This window comes from Exiguobacterium sp. CH10 (assembly GCF_018617635.1).
Classification (GTDB): Bacteria; Bacillota; Bacilli; order Exiguobacteriales; family Exiguobacteriaceae; genus Exiguobacterium; species Exiguobacterium aestuarii_A.
Genome location: NZ_JACSKO010000001.1, coordinates 186,214 through 203,567, shown reverse-complemented (window position 1 = coordinate 203,567; position 17,354 = coordinate 186,214). Strand labels below are relative to the sequence as shown.

Genomic DNA, 17,354 nt, shown 5'->3' with positions numbered 1-17,354 from the left:
GTTTGGTGCATTGTTGTTCTACTCTCGGAAGTTGAAAAGTAGAATTATGTGGGTGTTAAGATTAATTGCAATGATTCCTGTCAGTTTGTTTTTCATCATGTATATTCCGCAATTCCTTAGTTGGTTAATCCGATAAAAAAGAAGCAAGGCGCATTGCCTTGCTTAAATCATGAGTATCCCTCTAAATCCTCGAGACGCATAATAAGAATCTGCACCATTGTGATAGACAAAAGTGTGATCATAACGGCGGTCGCAGAACAGGGCGCCGCCATTTTGACGAATCTCATTCGGTGTCAGAATCCAACTCGAGGTCTTCAAATCGAATTGACCGAGCGTTTGTAAATGTCGGTATGTTTTTTCGTCGAGAAGGGTTATGCCCATCTGTTCAGATAGGGCGACCGCGCTTCCGACGGGCTTATTCTTTTTACGTGCCTCAAGAGCTGGTTCGTCATAACAGAGACTTCGTCGACCGCTCGGACTCTCGACTGAACAGTCGCAAAAAGCGAGATCTCCGTTTGGGAGACGAATCACGTCTGGTTCTCCGCCGGTCTGTTCCATTAAGGAGAGTGTAGCCAACTTGTCCTGATTAACTTGAATTCGTTCCAATACGTCTGACCAGATGAGGTCAGGATGACGTTCAACGTTTTCGGTAAAGCGAGACTCTAACGTATTTAATAACTCGAGTGTTTCTTCGTGTGAAAGCTTCGACATGGGAATCACTCCGATCATTTGTTTCTTCTAGTATACGATATTAGTCGATACTGTTTGTCTATTCTATTGTGAGAAAGGGGAATCCAAATTGAATTTTGATGAAATAAACGTTGAGCATCTAAAGGTAAACTCATTTCAGACAATTGATCTGTTCACATTGAAAACAGACTATTTGAGTCGATTGCCTGTCGGTTCATATCGAGTCACAGACTACTGTGAACTTGATGTGATTGTCACAAAGTCACAATTAGGACGACTTCGGTACGTTGATTTAAGCTTACCGTTGGGCGTGTATATAGAGGGTCGACTTCTCTTTTTGTATGATCCGTATCGTCGTGAGATTTATTCAACACATGCACGAGTCGATTATCCAAATGAACAAAGTATCTCGACTGTTGATTTCTTATGTGCTCATAGTCACGACTTTCATGATCCTGATTCGTATTCACTGAAGAGTGAAAGAGTGTTTAACTTACCGTCGGACAGCAACTGGAGGGAATTTGGGTTACCAAAAGTGACATCGGCCCCATCGTTCATCTCCCGACTATTTACATTCCTAGACGTATCTTCTTTTCAGGTGCTGTCGAAGAATAATCGATTTCTATCTGATCTCAAAAAATGGGCAGATCAGACAAAGTGTGAGTACAGTATTGAACATAATGAAAAATGGATGTGGTCGAATGACTATATGATGACCTGTAATTTTTCAAATGTATCTGAAGTTGAACTTCTTCAATTGGTTACGATGATTGAGGCAAGTGGAGAATTAGAAGGAATTCGTTTTTTGATTAAGACCGAAGCGTGTATTCTGTCACTTTTTATTTTAGGAGATATGAAGCAAGGCTATGGCGTAGGAGTATTTCAATACGGGAGTGACGAATAGGGAAAATTAAACACTGGATTGTAATTGAATAGAACGTCCAACTATTTATTTCGGTGGAAAATTCTATACAACAGGCGCCCTCTTTTAGAGAAGGCGCCTGTTGCTTATACAGATGATACGGTTAACATGGACTGTTCAGTTAATCGTCCGATCCAAATCAACGGAAGGGTCAAAAGTGCTCCGAGAAGGTAAACCGAATCAATCGGTAGTCCGTCCGCGAGAAGACCGAACAGCAAACTCCCCACACTGAATGCAAGGGCGTATCCTGTCTGTTGCACACTATATACATAAGGAAGCTGTGTAGCCGGAATCTGTTCTTGAATGACGGTGTTCGTCTGGATGATGCGGATTTGTGTAGCTGCGCCTTGAATGACTAACGCCAAAATCGCAAACGCGAGATGTGCAGTCATGCCGAACAAGAGGGCGGCAACAATGGATATGATAGCGGTCGACGGTAACGATGGCGCTCGTCGAGACCGATAAAGATGGGCACTCGCCGCAATCATACTGATCAAAAATGCTGCGTTGAGCGTCCCCCACCAGCCCGTATCGACTTGTAGATGTCGCTCGAGATAGACGAGAAGTAATGCCGAAATCCAGAGCGTGCTGACAAATGATTCATACGTCACAAACCATGTCACACGACGGGCGAATGGTGACGTTCTTACATAAGTAAGACTAGCGCGTAAGGTAATCGATTCATCCGTTCCATCATCGACGACTTCCGCAAGCGATTGATAGAAGTATATCGTCACGATCGTAGAGAGGCTGAAAAGAACGAGTGAAACGATTAATGCGAAAGCGCTCGACGTGAAAGAGACGAGCATCGTCCCGAGTGGCCACATGGCGAGCTGGATGAACTGGTTGGACCCTTGAACCAGGCTGTTTGCTTGTTGACGATTCTTCGTCAATCTTGGGATGAATGACGCTTGGATCGGACGCGCGAACCCATCGAGGAAAGCGATCAACACGACAAGTCCGAGAACTAGAATCGAATCCGTTAAGAGGACGAGAACAAGGGTGACCGTCTTCATCAGTTGTGACAGGACGAGCGTTTTCCCTAGCGAGTAGCGGCTGAGGATACGGGCGAAAAAGAGTCCGCTGAGTGTCATACCGGCAGTCACGGCAATCGGGAAGCTGGCCGCCATGAAAGCGGACCCGGTTTGTTGATACAACGAGGCAATGAGCGCGACGATGTATAGGACATCGCCAATGTTTGCGAGCCATTGGCTAACGAGCAATGTGTAAAACGATTTCATCACAAATCTCCTCCGAATCTATTCAATTGGGTGGGTTGGACGAATCGTTTTTACACATTTACACCTCTTCATAAAATAATATGAAAATAATTATACAAAATTTGATTAATTCTGTAAACTTGTCATATGATCGCAATTGTAAATATTAGGAGGGGGGAATGAATCAACAAGCTTTGAAACTAGTCGGTAAAAAGAAGTTGGAGTGGGTTACAACACGAGTACCAGCTCTTGAAGCAGATCAAGCTTTGATTGAAACCATCGCTACAGCCATTAGTGTTGGGGCAGAGCTTCCGCAATTCTATGAAAAAGAGTTACATATCGTCGGATCAAATGACGGTTGGGACTATAGAGAACATTTCAAGTGGTTTTTTGAAGCGAGTTGGCAAACCTCATACATACAAGAGATTTTTGAGTTGAACATTGATCAATATAGCTTAATTGCTACGTTTGAAAGACTAAGTGCACATGTCATCAATCCAATTGAGGTTGCAGTGACGTATAAAGGCGAATTGATAAATAACGAATGATAAGGATGAATCCATATGCTTGATTATAAAATAAATGACGAGATCGCATTGAGAATGTTCAATACAGACGATGCAGAAGCACTATTCAAACTAACGATGGTATCGAAACCTTATCTGCGAGAGTGGCTCGGTTGGCTTGACTACATTGAAACAGTAGAAGACTCAAAGCAGAACATAGAAGGACGAATCAAAGGACTGATTGAGACGGGTGGATTCCCAAAATCATTCGCTGTGATTTATAAAGGCGTGCTTGCCGGGACAATCGGATTTAATGAAATCGATCGTGGAATCCAATGTGGCACGATTGGGTATTGGCTCGGACAAAATTTTCAAGGGAAGGGCATCATGAGTCAATCACTCGGGACCATCATCGAGTATGGATTCCGAGACCTTAAACTAAATAAAATTGAGATTCGAGTCGCGACAAAGAATTTGAAGAGTCGGGCACTTCCGGAACGTTTCGGCTTCAAAGATGAAGGGACCATTCGTGATGCGGAATGGTTATATGATCATTATGTCGACCATGTCGTTTACGGATTGCTACGGAGTGAGTGGGTAAGATAAAAATAGAAAGGACATTCTCTCATGATGGGAGAATGTCCTTTGTGCAGGTCAATAATCGGTTTGGATGATTATTTCTAGTGAATTTTTTAGAATTTCCACATCTCGATGCGATAAATTTTCGAAAACTTTTTCATTCAGTTCTACTGTCGCAGCTTCGATTCCACTTCTCAATTCTTCAGCTTTTTGAGTAGGTACAACCAATACGTTTCTACGATTATCAGGATCAATCGAACGCTCGATGAGTCCTGATTTTTGCATTTTATCGAGTATTCCTGAAATTGTCGGAGCTTCTAGATACAACTTTTCCCCAATCTGTTTCGGTGAAAGCTGTCCTTCCCTCCACAAACAATTCAATACCCCATATTGAGCTGGAGTCACTTCATATTCTTCTAGTAGTTTGCTGAAAATTTTAAAAACCTTATTCTGGCTAGCGCTTAGTAAAAAGTTAATACAATCTTTCAATTCCATATCGTTCTCCCCTTATCTTGACACTATTCATCATATCATGTTAAATTCTGTGGTGAAACAGTTTTGGTACCGAACAATTTTATATACGAATCAAGATTTACCAGCTAGAAATCAACTTCATGATTAAAAGTAAGGCAAAATGAGGAGGAAAACAAAAAATGAGTAATGAAATTCAATTTTCAAATTGCTATGTAAAAGTCGAAAATCACGTAGCCTATCTCTTCATCAATAATCCATCAGCAAATGTAATCAGTTCAGAGACGGTTCGCGGATTGTCAGCCTGTGTTGATTATGTCGCGAATGATTCAGAGATAAAGGCAGTCGTGATTACAGGGGAAGGGAAATTTTTCATTGCAGGTGCTGATATCAAAGAATTTGTATCTGCGTTCGATAGTGAAGAAAAAGGAAAATCTCTATCTGTAGAAGCACAATCTGTCTTAAATAAAATCGAACAATTAAACAAACCTGTCATTGCTGCGATTAATGGAGCTTGCTTAGGTGGGGGTTTGGAGCTTGCAATGAGTTGTCATATGCGGATCGCTGCAGATGAAGCCAAGCTTGGGCAACCTGAACTGAACTTAGGATTAATACCGGGCTTTGGAGGTACGCAACGTTTGGCACGGCTTACGAATAAGTCGAAGGCTCTTGAAATGATTTTGACTAGTAAAATCATTGGTGGGAAAGAAGCGGAATCAATTGGCTTAGTGAACAAATCAGTGCCCCTTGTCGAATTAATGGATGAAGCGAAACGACTTGCCGAAACCATTGCTCTTAAAAAGAGTCGATCATCGATTGCGGCAACGATGGAGGCGGTAAATAAAGGTTTGGAAACAACATTAGAAGAAGGTCTGGCGATTGAAGCAAACCTTTGGGCAGGGTTGTTTACAACGGAAGATATGAAAGAAGGGGTCAATGCTTTTATCGAAAAACGTGAAGCAGAATTCCAAGATAAATAATGATCTGAACATTTCAATTTGTTTTCAGTATGTATATGTCGTGTTTAATTTATATTAACCAATATAATCTTCAAGGCGGTGATTGATAGTGGATGATCGAGAAAGTGTCGTCGCAGAACTTCAAAATGGAATTGGGTGGATCAAGCTGAATCGCCCCCGTGCGTTAAACTCTTTAAACGTTGACATGGTAGATACGATGAATGAACAGCTAAAAAAATGGAAGCTAGATGACACAGTTTCATTAGTATGTATTTATGGAGAAGGCGAAAAAGGTTTGTGTGCAGGTGGAGATATGCGAACCTTATACGATCTAAAAGAAAAAGGTATTGAAGCTTACGCCAATCAGTTCTTTTCGATTGAGTACGAGTTAGACTATGAGATTCATCATTATCCAAAACCAGTCGTCGTATTTATGGATGGTATAGTCATGGGAGGTGGTGTTGGACTATCCATTGGTGCCTCGCACCGGATTGTCACAGAATCATCAAAGTGGGCAATGCCTGAAATGAACATCGGTTTTTTTCCTGATGTCGGGGCAAGTTATTTTTTAAATCAAATGCCTGGTTTTGTTGGTAAATACCTCGCTCTAACCGCTAATGTTTTTCAGGCATCCGATGTACTCTATATTGGAGCGGCTGACTATTTTATTGAGAGCAAAGATTGGCCAAAGTTAAAAGAAGAGATGATGGGAAAACGATGGATGACGGATTCAGTTGAAATGGAACTTGAACAGCTATTGGAATCATTCCAAAGACCTGTCACTCTTTCTTCTTCAATGTCATCGGTACAAGACAAAATTGATCATCACTTTCGGTTTGAAACGGTTGAAGAAATCATTTCTTCACTTCAGGAATCTGCAAATCAAGGGGATGAATGGGCAGGAAGCACAATGAGGACACTTCTATCTAAATCGCCGACGTCACTAAAGGTGACCCTTCGTCAAATACAAAAAGGGAAAGGACAATCTCTCCGATCGTGTTTTGATATGGAACGAAACCTCGCATTGAATTTTATGAAATGTCATGATTTTTATGAAGGGGTCCGTTCGGTACTTGTTGATAAAGATCGTAATCCGAAATGGAGTCCTTCCAAACTTGACGAAGTGACAGAACGGCAAGTTGCTCTTTTTTTCAAAACGGTATAGTTCCGCTAAATAACAGAACAAAACCCGCCCTTCACGAGAGGGCGGGTCTTTCGTCTGACTCGAACAACTTAGTTCCAAATTCTTCATACGCCTGTTCATATCGACGTAAGGAAGATTCTTTATGCATACAGGTAAGGTTCATCCGCTCGGATGGCGTCATATCGCTCGCATATGTTTTTAACACATGGGCGTTTCGAAGCATTGACGGGGTGACAGAACGCGCGAGCCCGCTCCGTTCGTTTAGTTGTCGCATCATCTTCGTGATCATGACGATCGTTAGTTGTTTCGGCTGATTTTTCGCATATACCCAGCGGAACGTCATCCGTGCGAAATCGAATGAAACGAAAACCGGATCTTCGGAATACCAGCGTGGTCGTACCGGTGTCGGAATGTCAGCTAGGTAGTTCATGAGTAACGATTGGTCTTGCTGTGACAGCTTTAATGTGAACTGGTTTCCGAGGCGGTCATACACGTCAAAAGTATGATCGGCAAGATGCAAGTCGCTCATACGCAAACGAATGATGTGATGGACGCGCAAACCGTATTTATAGAAGAGTGTCACAATCAATTCGTTCCGATTGACGAGATATGGGTGGGCTTGCAACTGATTTTCGCTCAATCCTCTCGTTGAACGAATCGTATGGACGAGTCGGTCGAATTCAGACTCGAGTGCGATCTGGTCGATGGACAACGTATGCGCCGGCTGCGAGTAGGCAAGCATCTTCTTCCGAAGCGGATTTAAAAAGTGGGTCAGGCTATTGATGACCGTGACGATTCGAGCGACGGTCGCCTGTTGATAGTGCTTCTCTTCGATTAAAAAGTCATTCACAAACGTCTTCCACGATTCGATGGGGACGTCTAACCAGTCCGTCGGTTCGTTCAGTTCGACATTGTGGTCGTGAAAGTATTTATGCACGTCAATCAAGTCGTAGCGATATCGTTTTAGCGTCGAGGGTTGACGGCCGCTTGCTCCGAGATGATACAAGTACGTTTCGATAAATTCCGGGAGCGGATAGTCTTTTCTACGTTTCGTCATGGTCGAGCCTCCTTCTTCTTTTATCCTACCACAAACGGACGTTCTCTATACGTTGATTCGTGGTAAGATGAAAGGTGAGACTTTATGGAATGAGGGATTACATGATAGAACGTGAAAAAGTTGTCATCGTCGGCTGTCAGTTACCGAATGTCGATGATTGGACATATGAACAGTCGATGGGCGAGCTCGTCGAACTCGTGGATACGGCGCAAGGTGAAGTCGTCGCCCGACTCGACCAAAAACGTCAGCAAGTCGACCGTCGTACCTTTATCGGGAAAGGGAAAATTGAAGAGCTCGCGATGCTCGTCGAACAGTTCGAGCCGGATTTGTTAATCTTTAACGCCGAGTTGACACCGGCGCAGTCGAAGAACATTCGCATCGCCTTGAACGACCCGGATGAGATGAAGCTGATTGACCGTACGCAGCTCATCTTAGACATCTTTGCGAGCCGTGCGCAATCGCGCGAAGGGAAATTGCAGGTCGAACTCGCGCAGATGAACTATTTACTACCACGTCTCATCGGGCAAGGGACACAGCTCTCGCGACTCGGTGGTGGAATCGGGACTCGTGGACCGGGTGAGACAAAACTTGAGTCGGACCGTCGCCACATCAAGCGTCGCATCGATGAGATTACCAAACAACTCGAAGGAACGGTCGCACACCGGGATCGCTACCGGGAACGTCGGAAAGAAAATCGCGTCTTCCAGGTCGCGCTCGTCGGGTATACGAATGCTGGGAAGTCGACAATCTTTAACCGATTGACGGATGCAGATACGTATGAACAGGATGAGTTGTTCGCAACACTTGATCCGTTGACACGTGAACTCGAACTTCCACGCGGCGGAAAAGTGTTGATTACCGATACGGTCGGATTTATTCGTGATTTACCGACGAAACTCGTTGCCGCTTTCCGTTCAACTTTGGAAGAAGTGGTCGGTGCTGATTTGATCCTCCACGTCATCGATGCATCGAACCCACATTATTTGAACCAAATTGATACGACGAATGCGGTATTGGAAGAACTCGGTGCGAGTGAGGTCCCACAACTCGAGGTATATAATAAGAAAGACCGGCTCACGGAAGACTTCGTCGGTGGACCGCTGTTGATCTCTGCGATCGCATCAGAAGATATCGAACAGTTGACTGGTGCACTCGAAGATAAAATCTCGGACATTTTAACAAAAGTCCACGTCGTCTTACCGGTGACGGCTTTTGAACATTACCACCCAGCCAAGGAGGCGATGTACCGTCTTGAAGAAAACTTCTTGGATGATGGTTCTGTCGAGTTGGTAGGTTATATGAGAGAAGACACGCGTCTATATGCGACGCTAAAACAATTTGAGGTGTAAGTATGTGGCAAGAAAAGATTGAACATTATGATGCACTCGCGCCGTATGTGAAAAAGGCCGAGGCACGAGTGAAACCATTTTTTGAGAAGATTGAAGAGACGGCTGAGTTCAACCAGTATCGTGTTCTCGAATCGTTTAAAAAGCACAAAGTATCGGATTTCCATTTTAATCCGACGACGGGGTATGGATATGATGATCTCGGTCGTGACACGCTCGAATCGATTTATGCAGACGTGTTCGGAGCAGAGCTCGCATTATGCCGTCCGCAAATTATCTCGGGTACGCATGCGATCGGGATTGCCTTGTTCGGTGTCCTCCTACCAGGTGACGAATTGCTGTATATCACAGGGAAGCCATATGACACGCTCGAGGAAATCGTCGGCATCCGTGGAGACGGTCGCGGCTCACTAAGAGAACTCGGTGTCCATTACGACACTGTTGAATTAAAAGAAGAACGTGAAATCGACATCGACCGCGTCATCGAACGAATTCGTCCAGAAACGAAACTCGTCGGGATTCAGCGCTCGAAAGGATATGCGAATCGTCGCAGTATTCCAGTCGAAGAAATCAAGATCGCCATCGAACGCATCAAAGCGGCGCATCCGCATGTGTATGTGTTCGTGGACAATTGCTACGGTGAATTTGTCGAGACAATTGAACCGACGCACGTCGGAGCCGACTTGATGGCGGGTTCCTTGATCAAAAACCCAGGAGGCGGATTGGCGAAGACGGGAGGGTATATCGCAGGGACGAAAGAACTGATTGAACGTTGTTCGTTCCGGATGACGACTCCAGGTATCGGAAGTGAAGCCGGACCATCACTCTATTCGCTTCAAGAAATGTATCAAGGCTTTTATATGGCTCCTCATACTGTCGCACAGGCATTGAAAGGGGCACACTTGACGGCAAGCCTTTTATCGTTGATTGGGTTTGAGACTGACCCACACTATTCGACTCCGAGAACGGACTTGATTCAATCGGTGACGTTCCGCGACCGTGAGAAGATGATTGCGTTTTGTCAAAGCATTCAAATGGCATCGCCGGTAAACGCTCATGCGTTACCCGTTCCGGCCTATATGCCTGGATATGAGGATGACGTCATCATGGCAGCAGGGACGTTCATTCAAGGATCATCGATCGAGTTGTCAGCGGATGGACCGCTTCGTGCACCATACACAGCGTATGTTCAAGGTGGTCTGACGTATGCCCATGTGAAGGTCGCTCTTATGTTGGCGTTGAGCCAATTACACGATAAAGGACTGGTCGAATTTAACGACCAAAATCAGCAAGCACATTTGTAACCGTTCTGTCATGTTAACTTTCTTAACATCTATTGACAGAATTGTTGTCATGTATTATTCTCACATTGTGAGACAGAAAAGGAGGGGTAAGGATGGCTGATCAATTTCGTCGCTCCAACCCATTGTTTCCGATTGGAATCGTCCAAGATCTGACGCAACTGACTGGTAGACAGATTCGGTATTATGAAGAACAGGGTCTGATTTCGCCTAGTCGGACGGAATCGAAACGACGGCTTTATTCCTTTAATGATGTCGAACGTCTACTCGCAATCAAGGATTACATTGACCAAGGCTTTAATTTGGCGGCGATTCGCCACATGTTAGAGCAAGAAGGTGAAAAAGAAGCGGAAACGTCTGCTCCGGCCGCACCGGTCAATGAAGCACCAAAGGTTTCGGAAAAAGAGTTACATCATTTGTTGAAAACACAGCTTCAAGAAGCCGGTCGTTTTAATAAGACGTCGCTCATTCAAGGCGAGCTTTCACGTTTTTATCGATAACGCCGCGCACATCAACCATTACACAATGTGAGAGGGGACATTTTACCATGGCCAGAAAAACGTTCACAAAAGAAGACATTAAACGCATCGCACAAGAGGAAGACGTACGCTTTATTCGTCTTCAATTCACGGATATCCTCGGAACAATCAAAAACGTCGAGGTGCCGATCAGCCAATTGGACAAAGCACTTGATAACAAGATGATGTTTGACGGATCGTCAATCGAAGGATTCGTCCGCATCGAGGAATCAGACATGTACTTATATCCAGACCTCAACACATGGGTTGTCTTCCCGTGGACAGATGGCAGCGGAAAAGTCGCTCGCTTAATTTGTGATATTTATAACCCAGACGGTACACCATTCAGTGGTGACCCGCGCGGTACACTCAAGCGTAACCTTGAGAAAATGCAAAAACTTGGCTTCTCAGCGTTCAACGTTGGACCAGAGCCAGAGTTCTTCTTGTTCAAGAAAGACGCATCAGGTCGTCCGACACTTGAACTCAACGACCAAGGTGGATACTTCGACTTGGCGCCAGTTGACCTCGGTGAAAACTGCCGTAAAGAAATCGTCATCGAACTTGAAAACATGGGCTTTGAAATCGAAGCATCACACCACGAAGTTGCACCAGGACAACACGAAATCGACTTCAAATACGCAGATGCTGTCACAACGGCAGATAACATCCAAACGTTCAAGCTCGTTGTTAAGACGATCGCTGCGAAGTATGGTCTTCACGCGACATTCATGCCAAAACCACTCTTTGGAGTGAACGGTTCAGGAATGCACGCGAACATGTCACTCTTCAAAGGTGACACAAACGTCTTCTACGATCCGAATGGCGACATGGAACTTTCAGACACAGCTCGCGCGTTCACAGCTGGTATCTTGGAGCACGCTCGTGCGTTCACAGCAGTATGTAACCCGACTGTGAACTCTTACAAGCGTCTTGTACCTGGTTACGAAGCACCTTGCTACGTTGCATGGAGCGCACGCAACCGTTCACCACTCGTACGTGTACCAGCGGCGCGTGGTCTCTCGACTCGTATCGAAGTACGTTCGGTTGACCCGGCAGCGAACCCGTACCTTGCACTTGCAGCTCTCTTGGCTTCAGGTCTTGACGGAATCGAAAAAGATTTGAATGCTCCAAAACCAATCGACAGCAACATCTACGTGATGGACAAGCCAGAGCGTGTTGCGAACGGAATCGACGATCTCCCAGCAACGCTCTTCGACGCACTCGAAGTCCTTCGTGCGGACAAAGTCGTGATGGAATCACTCGGTGAGCACATCGGCGAACACTTCCTCGAATTGAAAGAAATCGAGTGGGATATGTTCCGTATGCAAGTCACGGAGTGGGAACGCGATCAGTACATGACGCTCTACTAATAGAAGAAATATGCAAAAAGAGCACGGAATGACCTTCATCTGAAGATTGTTCCGTGCTCTTTCATTTACTATGCCATTTAAGTAAAAAAGACCACCTCCGTGAAAAAATCGGCAGGTGGTCCTTTTAATTGTTCAGAATGCTTTCTTAAAAAATGTTGATGTATAGTCGAGCATCGTGTGTAGCGTCGTTGCAAATACGAGACCTAAAAAGAACGACATGCCGTGAACGTCCACCCACGACCGAATTTCTGTTTCATATGCCGTGAAAGGCAAAAGTAGAATGAGTGGAAAGCCGATGTACGCAATCCGAATTAGGTCACTCAAAACAGGTAAATGCGAAAAGAGCGAACGGTGCGGCATGAGCTTTACGTATGGGAGCCATATGAATTTAAGTGGACCCCATCGGTAATAGGCATCTGATTTTAAGTCAAGATCTGGGGAGAGCCAGAGTGTACCGATAATCGCACCGATGATCAATGCGAACGGAATATCGATTTCAATAAAAGGCGTGGCAACCGCAAGTGCGCCGGTTGCCACGAGATTCGTTCGGGTATGGGTCTTGCCACTAGCCATTAATGAATCGTCCGGTATACACCGATGACCTTCCCTAAAATCGAGACGTTGTCAAAATACATCGCTTCTAACTCGTCGTTCTCCGGTTGAAGGCGGACCTTTGAAGCTTCCTTATAAATCCGCTTCACAGTCGCTTCGCCTTCTTCCGTCATAGCAACGACAATCTCTCCATTGTCGGCCGTGCTCTGCTGGCGGACGAGCACACGGTCTCCGTCTAAGATGCCTGCGTTGATCATCGAATCCCCAGAGACAGACAACATGTATACATTATCTGAACCGACGATATGTGCTGGGAGCGGGAAGTGCTCTTCTACGTTCTCGATGGCGGTGATCGGTGTCCCGGCAGTGACTTTCCCGATGACCGGTACGTACATGACGGACTCTTGTTCTTCCATTGTCGGCATATCTTCAGTCAAAATTTCAATCGCGCGAGGTTTCGTCTTGTCTCGACGGATCAACCCGCGTTTTTCCAAACGATCTAAGTGACCATGTACGGTCGAACTAGAAGCAAGGCCGACGGCTTCTCCAATTTCACGAACAGAAGGCGGATATCCCTTTGCCCGAACTTCGTCTTTGATGAAATCAAGAATCTGTTGTTGTCGCGCTGACATTTTTTTCATTATGTTCACCTCGATGTAATCGAATAACCTGCAAACGCATCCTATTCTTTATGTGTCTAGTGTAACACAAGAACACATGAGCGTACAAACATTCGTTCGTTTTTTTGTGTTGACCGAACACGGGTTCTTGTTTTATGATGAGAACAGATAAACGAACAAACGTTCTAACGAACATATATTCTTATACAGGAGGCAATGCAATCATGAAAGATACACTTAACGGAATCATTTTAGTCGGGATGCTCTTGGTCGGGATGTTCGCTTTTTATTTGGCAGGGGAGATGCGGGGGGAACCGGCGGTAGTCGAACCGGTCGTCACTACGGAACGTACGATTGAAGAAGAAGTCGCTTATGCCCAAGCGGAATCACTCGAAGCGCAAATTATGGCAGAGCGAGAAGAGCATAATGAACGAAAAACAAAATGGTATGCCGCTGAGTGATTGTTGATCGTTGCGAACCGTTCTGGAACTGTGTATCGTAAGGAATGAATGCGATGAAAGGGAGTGATGCGATGCGAGTCGTCATCTATTGTCGGGTATCGACGAACAAGTCCACCCAAGAGACATCACTCAGTCGGCAAGTCGATGAATTACAGCATCTAGCTTCGCAACTAGGGGCAGAAGTCATAGAGATCATCACGGAGCAAGAGAGTGGATATGATGTGAATCGACAGGGGCTCCTTGATTTGCTTGACCATGTGTCGATGTCTGATTTGGATGCCGTGCTTGTCACGGACGACAGTCGCCTGGGACGAGGGAATGCCAAGATTGCCATCTTGCATACATTGATGAAGCATGACGTTCGGTTGCTGACGATGCAATCGACGTCGGAATATGTCGTTTCTGATGCCGAAAAAATGGTATTAGAGATTGTCAGTGTTGTGGAAGAGTATCAACGTAAAATTCACAACGCTAAAATTTCTCGCGGGATGCGCCGTGCTGTCGCTAACGGATTCAATCCACAGCGTAATATTCAAAACAATGATCAAGGTGGACGACATCGAATCGAAGTGCCGATTGAGGAGATTATCCAACTGCGCGAGCGTGGGTTGACATTTGCTGAGATTGCGGCAACACTCCGTGGATTCGGTTATGAAGTGTCGAAAGCGACCGTCAATCGACGGTATCTCGAGCACCAGTCAGTAGCTGAAACTTGATTCTTCCTCTCTGATTTTGTAAAGTATAAGAACAAATTCACTAGAGAGGGGGCGAGTCAGATGTTAGCACCAGGACAATTGGAGCGAATCAATTTCCTCGCCAACAAAGCGAAGACAGAAGGACTGTCTCAAGATGAGATGAACGAACAACAAGATTTACGCCAAGAATATTTGAAGGCGTTCCGTCAATCGTTCAAATCGCAAATGATGGGTATGAAGGTCGTCGATCCAGAAGGAAACGACGTCACACCAGAGAAATTGAAAGAAGATCAAAAACGCTATCGTGGCGAGTGATGCTGAATGCACATCCTATTTCGTATAGGATGTGCATTTTTGTTATACACGAACTGTCATCAGACGAACGGATTGCTGTTTTTTCAAGGCAATTGAAGGAAACGATTTCACCAAATGTGTTATACTAATTAATTAGTTGTGACACACGAATGAGTGTGATAAAATATGACGGGTAGAAAACCTTCTTAACACAGAGAGGATGAAATTAGTGGAAACAACTACTAAAGAATTATTAGCGATTAACTCGATCCGGACGCTCTCAATTGATGCGGTCCAAAAAGCGAACTCTGGTCACCCAGGGATGCCGATGGGTGCTGCACCTATGGCGTTTACACTTTGGACAGACAAAATGCGTCACAACCCGAAAAACCCGAACTGGTTCAACCGTGACCGTTTCGTTCTTTCGGCAGGTCATGGATCGATGCTCTTGTATTCGCTCCTTCACTTGTCTGGATATGATTTGTCGATGGACGACCTTAAATCATTCCGTCAAATGGACTCGAAGACTCCTGGTCACCCAGAATACCGTCATACGGCTGGTGTAGATGCGACGACGGGCCCACTTGGACAAGGGATTGCAATGGCTGTCGGGATGGCCATGGCCGAGAAGCACTTAGAAGCGACTTACAACCGCGACGAGTTCAACGTCGTTGACCACTACACGTTCGGGATTTGCGGAGACGGAGACTTGATGGAAGGTGTATCGGCAGAAGCGGCATCACTCGCTGGTCACTTGAAGCTCGGTAAACTCGTCGTTCTTTACGATTCAAACGATATCTCACTCGATGGCGATCTTCACAAATCGTTCTCTGAAAGCGTAGAAGACCGTTTCAACGCGTACGGATGGCAAGTCATTCGTGTCGAAGACGGAACAGATATCGATTCGATCGCAAAAGCAATCGATGCAGCGAAAGCTGAAACGTCAAAACCTACATTGATCGAAGTTAAAACGGTCATCGGATTCGGTTCACCGAACAAATCAGGTAAATCGGCATCACACGGTGCTCCACTTGGAGATGCGGAAATCGAATTGACGAAACAGTTCTATAAATGGGAAGGCGAGCCATTCTACGTACCAAACGAAGTATATGACCTATTCAACGAGAAAGTTGTCGAGCCTGGCGCGAAATATGAGTCAGACTGGAACGAACTCGTAGAAGCATATAAAGCGGCACATCCAGAACTCGGTGCACAGTTCGAGCGTGCAATGAATAACGAACTACCTGAAGGTTGGGACAGCGAGTTGCCAACATTCGAAATCGGTTCGAAAAAAGCAACACGTCAAACGAGCGGCGAAGTCTTAAACGCAATCGCGAAAGCAGTACCGACACTCTTCGGTGGATCTGCTGACCTTGCCGGGTCAAACAACTCGATGATTAAAGGTGCAGTGGACTTCGATGAAGATCCAGCTGGACGTAACATCTGGTTTGGTGTTCGTGAGTTCGCAATGGCGGCAGCTGTAAACGGAATGGCACTTCACGGCGGCGTCCTTCCTTACGGTGCGACATTCTTCGTCTTCTCGGATTACCTTCGCCCGGCAGTTCGTCTTGCTGCACTCATGGGACTTCCGTCAACGTTCATCTTGACGCACGACTCAATTGCAGTTGGTGAAGATGGCCCAACACACGAGCCAGTTGAACATTTGATGAGTTTCCGCGCGATGCCGAACCTCTCTGTTCTTCGTCCGGCAGACGGGAAAGAAACAATCGCTGCTTGGAAACAGGCGGTAACATCGAAAACGACACCTTCACTTCTCGTCTTGACACGTCAAGCGTTACCAGAGCTTGAAGGCACATCGGTTGAAACGGCAGCAAAAGGAGCATACGTCGTTGCAGGTGAATCGAAAGATGCAGATGTCCTCTTGCTCGGTACGGGTTCTGAAGTACACGTTCTCGTTGAAGCGCGTGAGCAACTTGCGGCTGAAGGCGTGAATGCGGCAGTCGTATCGATGCCATCATGGGAACTCTTTGAAGCGCAATCTGCTGAGTATAAAGAGTCTGTCCTTCCATCTTCAATCACGAAGCGTGTATCACTTGAAGCAGGTGCGACACTTGGTTGGTATAAATATGTAGGATTCGGTGGAAAAGTACTCGGAATCGACAAGTTCGGAGCATCTGCACCTGGGGACCTCCTCATGAAAGAATACGGCATGTCAGTCGACAACGTCGTCAATGCAGTAAAATCACTTTAATCGAATTCGAAAATCTCGTGACGACCATTTGTTTGGTCGTCACTTTTTTTCTGGACGACTAGCGAAGTTGGTCAATTTAGTGTATAGTAAAAAACGATGTTTCATATGGTAGAGGAGGTAAAGCCTTGAGTACATTATTCTGGATTCTTCTTGTCGTGGCAGCACTCATCGGGGGTATCGCGATCGGATTCTTTATCGCGCGTAAATACATGATGAACTACCTTGAACAGAACCCGCCAATCAATGAAGATATGATTCGTACGTTGATGATGCAAATGGGTCAAAAGCCATCACAGAAGAAAGTTAACCAAGTGATGCGCGCCATGAGCGTGCAGATGAAAAACGAAAAGAAATCATAATCAATCACGAGAGCACTTCGGTATCCGAAGTGCTTTTTTTGTTTCCTCTTTTTGTTAGACAATCGAACAAACTTTCGC

20 protein-coding genes are annotated in these 17,354 nt (G+C 45.4%); 14 read left to right on the top strand and 6 right to left on the bottom strand.

The genetic code is table 11. The annotated features are described in order from the left end of the window. Positions 1-162 precede the first annotated feature (162 nt). The gene (locus KNP04_RS01065; RefSeq protein WP_214874489.1) at positions 163-711 is read right to left on the bottom strand and encodes a DUF4256 domain-containing protein; all 549 of its coding nucleotides are present in this window, start codon (positions 709-711) and stop codon (positions 163-165) included. Positions 712-799: 88 nt separating this feature from the next. Between KNP04_RS01065 and KNP04_RS01060 the strand changes: the two genes are divergently transcribed. Further along, the gene (locus tag KNP04_RS01060) at positions 800-1,594 is read left to right on the top strand and encodes a hypothetical protein (RefSeq protein WP_214874488.1); all 795 of its coding nucleotides are present in this window, start codon (positions 800-802) and stop codon (positions 1,592-1,594) included. Positions 1,595-1,698: 104 nt separating this feature from the next. On the opposite strand, the gene KNP04_RS01055 is transcribed toward KNP04_RS01060, so the two are convergent. After that, the gene (locus KNP04_RS01055; RefSeq protein WP_214874487.1) at positions 1,699-2,853 is read right to left on the bottom strand and encodes an MFS transporter; all 1,155 of its coding nucleotides are present in this window, start codon (positions 2,851-2,853) and stop codon (positions 1,699-1,701) included. A 158-nt stretch (positions 2,854-3,011) separates the two neighbouring features. Here KNP04_RS01055 and KNP04_RS01050 point away from each other — a divergent pair, with 158 nt between their 5' ends. Beyond that, positions 3,012-3,380 (top strand): hypothetical protein, encoded by a 369-nt coding sequence (locus KNP04_RS01050; protein ID WP_214820100.1) that lies wholly within the window; start codon positions 3,012-3,014, stop codon positions 3,378-3,380. Positions 3,381-3,395: 15 nt separating this feature from the next. Further along, positions 3,396-3,944, top strand: a complete 549-nt coding sequence (locus KNP04_RS01045) for a GNAT family N-acetyltransferase (RefSeq protein WP_214820099.1) — start codon at positions 3,396-3,398, stop codon at positions 3,942-3,944. Positions 3,945-3,992: 48 nt separating this feature from the next. On the opposite strand, the gene KNP04_RS01040 is transcribed toward KNP04_RS01045, so the two are convergent. Then, the gene (locus KNP04_RS01040; protein ID WP_214820097.1) at positions 3,993-4,412 is read right to left on the bottom strand and encodes a MarR family winged helix-turn-helix transcriptional regulator; all 420 of its coding nucleotides are present in this window, start codon (positions 4,410-4,412) and stop codon (positions 3,993-3,995) included. Between the two features lie 158 nt (positions 4,413-4,570). On the opposite strand from KNP04_RS01040, the gene KNP04_RS01035 reads away from it, so the two are divergent. Both KNP04_RS01035 and KNP04_RS01030 read left to right on the top strand, forming a co-directional pair. Continuing rightward, positions 4,571-5,368: an enoyl-CoA hydratase gene (locus KNP04_RS01035; RefSeq protein ID WP_214874486.1), complete on the top strand. Its 798-nt coding sequence runs from the start codon at positions 4,571-4,573 to the stop codon at positions 5,366-5,368. Positions 5,369-5,456: 88 nt separating this feature from the next. Next, complete coding sequence (locus tag KNP04_RS01030; RefSeq protein WP_214874485.1) at positions 5,457-6,512, top strand: enoyl-CoA hydratase/isomerase family protein; 1,056 nt, start codon at positions 5,457-5,459, stop codon at positions 6,510-6,512. Between the two features lie 31 nt (positions 6,513-6,543). Here KNP04_RS01030 and KNP04_RS01025 read toward each other — a convergent pair whose 3' ends face one another. Continuing rightward, entirely contained in the window at positions 6,544-7,548 is a 1,005-nt protein-coding gene (locus tag KNP04_RS01025; protein ID WP_214874484.1) for a tyrosine-type recombinase/integrase, read from the bottom strand. Between the two features lie 101 nt (positions 7,549-7,649). On the opposite strand from KNP04_RS01025, the gene hflX reads away from it, so the two are divergent. From hflX to glnA, 4 genes are all read left to right on the top strand, one after another. Beyond that, positions 7,650-8,897 carry a GTPase HflX gene (gene hflX / locus KNP04_RS01020; protein WP_214874483.1) on the top strand — a complete coding sequence of 416 codons (1,248 nt, stop codon included), beginning with the start codon at positions 7,650-7,652 and terminating at the stop codon, positions 8,895-8,897. A gap of 2 nt (positions 8,898-8,899) precedes the next feature. Continuing rightward, the gene (locus KNP04_RS01015) at positions 8,900-10,198 is read left to right on the top strand and encodes a methionine gamma-lyase family protein (RefSeq protein ID WP_214874482.1); all 1,299 of its coding nucleotides are present in this window, start codon (positions 8,900-8,902) and stop codon (positions 10,196-10,198) included. A 92-nt stretch (positions 10,199-10,290) separates the two neighbouring features. Continuing rightward, on the top strand, positions 10,291-10,695 hold the full coding sequence (locus KNP04_RS01010; RefSeq protein WP_074033204.1) for a MerR family transcriptional regulator: 405 nt from the start codon (positions 10,291-10,293) through the stop codon (positions 10,693-10,695). 47 nt (positions 10,696-10,742) lie between these two features. Then, a complete protein-coding gene (gene glnA, locus KNP04_RS01005) occupies positions 10,743-12,083 on the top strand; it encodes a type I glutamate--ammonia ligase (RefSeq protein WP_214692727.1) in 1,341 nt (446 codons plus the stop codon). A gap of 132 nt (positions 12,084-12,215) precedes the next feature. On the opposite strand, the gene KNP04_RS01000 is transcribed toward glnA, so the two are convergent. After that, the gene (locus tag KNP04_RS01000) at positions 12,216-12,656 is read right to left on the bottom strand and encodes a metal-binding protein (protein ID WP_214820090.1); all 441 of its coding nucleotides are present in this window, start codon (positions 12,654-12,656) and stop codon (positions 12,216-12,218) included. Beyond that, a complete protein-coding gene (gene lexA, locus KNP04_RS00995; protein WP_031423487.1) occupies positions 12,656-13,276 on the bottom strand; it encodes a transcriptional repressor LexA in 621 nt (206 codons plus the stop codon). Before lexA ends, KNP04_RS01000 begins: the two co-directional genes overlap by 1 nt. Positions 13,277-13,479: 203 nt before the next feature. Here lexA and KNP04_RS00990 point away from each other — a divergent pair, with 203 nt between their 5' ends. The 5 genes from KNP04_RS00990 to KNP04_RS00970 all read left to right on the top strand — a co-directional run bounded on the left by KNP04_RS00990 (position 13,480) and on the right by KNP04_RS00970 (position 17,276). Then, positions 13,480-13,716, top strand: a complete 237-nt coding sequence (locus KNP04_RS00990; protein ID WP_214761519.1) for a hypothetical protein — start codon at positions 13,480-13,482, stop codon at positions 13,714-13,716. Between the two features lie 71 nt (positions 13,717-13,787). After that, positions 13,788-14,432 (top strand): YneB family resolvase-like protein, encoded by a 645-nt coding sequence (locus tag KNP04_RS00985; RefSeq protein WP_214821673.1) that lies wholly within the window; start codon positions 13,788-13,790, stop codon positions 14,430-14,432. Positions 14,433-14,492: 60 nt separating this feature from the next. Then, a complete protein-coding gene (locus KNP04_RS00980; RefSeq protein WP_074033199.1) occupies positions 14,493-14,726 on the top strand; it encodes a DUF896 domain-containing protein in 234 nt (77 codons plus the stop codon). A gap of 199 nt (positions 14,727-14,925) precedes the next feature. Beyond that, on the top strand, positions 14,926-16,917 hold the full coding sequence (gene tkt / locus KNP04_RS00975; protein WP_214820085.1) for a transketolase: 1,992 nt from the start codon (positions 14,926-14,928) through the stop codon (positions 16,915-16,917). A 125-nt stretch (positions 16,918-17,042) separates the two neighbouring features. Continuing rightward, positions 17,043-17,276: a YneF family protein gene (locus KNP04_RS00970; RefSeq protein WP_214874481.1), complete on the top strand. Its 234-nt coding sequence runs from the start codon at positions 17,043-17,045 to the stop codon at positions 17,274-17,276. Positions 17,277-17,354 lie beyond the last annotated feature (78 nt).

Coding starts and splice junctions, on each gene's coding strand:
- KNP04_RS01065 (WP_214874489.1), bottom strand. CDS start 711: ATGTCGAAGCTTTCACACGAAGAAACACTCGAGTTATTAAATACGTTA.
- KNP04_RS01055 (WP_214874487.1), bottom strand. CDS start 2,853: ATGAAATCGTTTTACACATTGCTCGTTAGCCAATGGCTCGCAAACATT.
- KNP04_RS01050 (WP_214820100.1), top strand. CDS start 3,012: ATGAATCAACAAGCTTTGAAACTAGTCGGTAAAAAGAAGTTGGAGTGG.
- KNP04_RS01045 (WP_214820099.1), top strand. CDS start 3,396: ATGCTTGATTATAAAATAAATGACGAGATCGCATTGAGAATGTTCAAT.
- KNP04_RS01040 (WP_214820097.1), bottom strand. CDS start 4,412: ATGGAATTGAAAGATTGTATTAACTTTTTACTAAGCGCTAGCCAGAAT.
- KNP04_RS01035 (WP_214874486.1), top strand. CDS start 4,571: ATGAGTAATGAAATTCAATTTTCAAATTGCTATGTAAAAGTCGAAAAT.
- KNP04_RS01025 (WP_214874484.1), bottom strand. CDS start 7,548: ATGACGAAACGTAGAAAAGACTATCCGCTCCCGGAATTTATCGAAACG.
- hflX (WP_214874483.1), top strand. CDS start 7,650: ATGATAGAACGTGAAAAAGTTGTCATCGTCGGCTGTCAGTTACCGAAT.
- KNP04_RS01015 (WP_214874482.1), top strand. CDS start 8,900: ATGTGGCAAGAAAAGATTGAACATTATGATGCACTCGCGCCGTATGTG.
- KNP04_RS01010 (WP_074033204.1), top strand. CDS start 10,291: ATGGCTGATCAATTTCGTCGCTCCAACCCATTGTTTCCGATTGGAATC.
- glnA (WP_214692727.1), top strand. CDS start 10,743: ATGGCCAGAAAAACGTTCACAAAAGAAGACATTAAACGCATCGCACAA.
- KNP04_RS01000 (WP_214820090.1), bottom strand. CDS start 12,656: ATGGCTAGTGGCAAGACCCATACCCGAACGAATCTCGTGGCAACCGGC.
- lexA (WP_031423487.1), bottom strand. CDS start 13,276: ATGAAAAAAATGTCAGCGCGACAACAACAGATTCTTGATTTCATCAAA.
- KNP04_RS00990 (WP_214761519.1), top strand. CDS start 13,480: ATGAAAGATACACTTAACGGAATCATTTTAGTCGGGATGCTCTTGGTC.
- KNP04_RS00985 (WP_214821673.1), top strand. CDS start 13,788: ATGCGAGTCGTCATCTATTGTCGGGTATCGACGAACAAGTCCACCCAA.
- KNP04_RS00980 (WP_074033199.1), top strand. CDS start 14,493: ATGTTAGCACCAGGACAATTGGAGCGAATCAATTTCCTCGCCAACAAA.
- tkt (WP_214820085.1), top strand. CDS start 14,926: ATGAAATTAGTGGAAACAACTACTAAAGAATTATTAGCGATTAACTCG.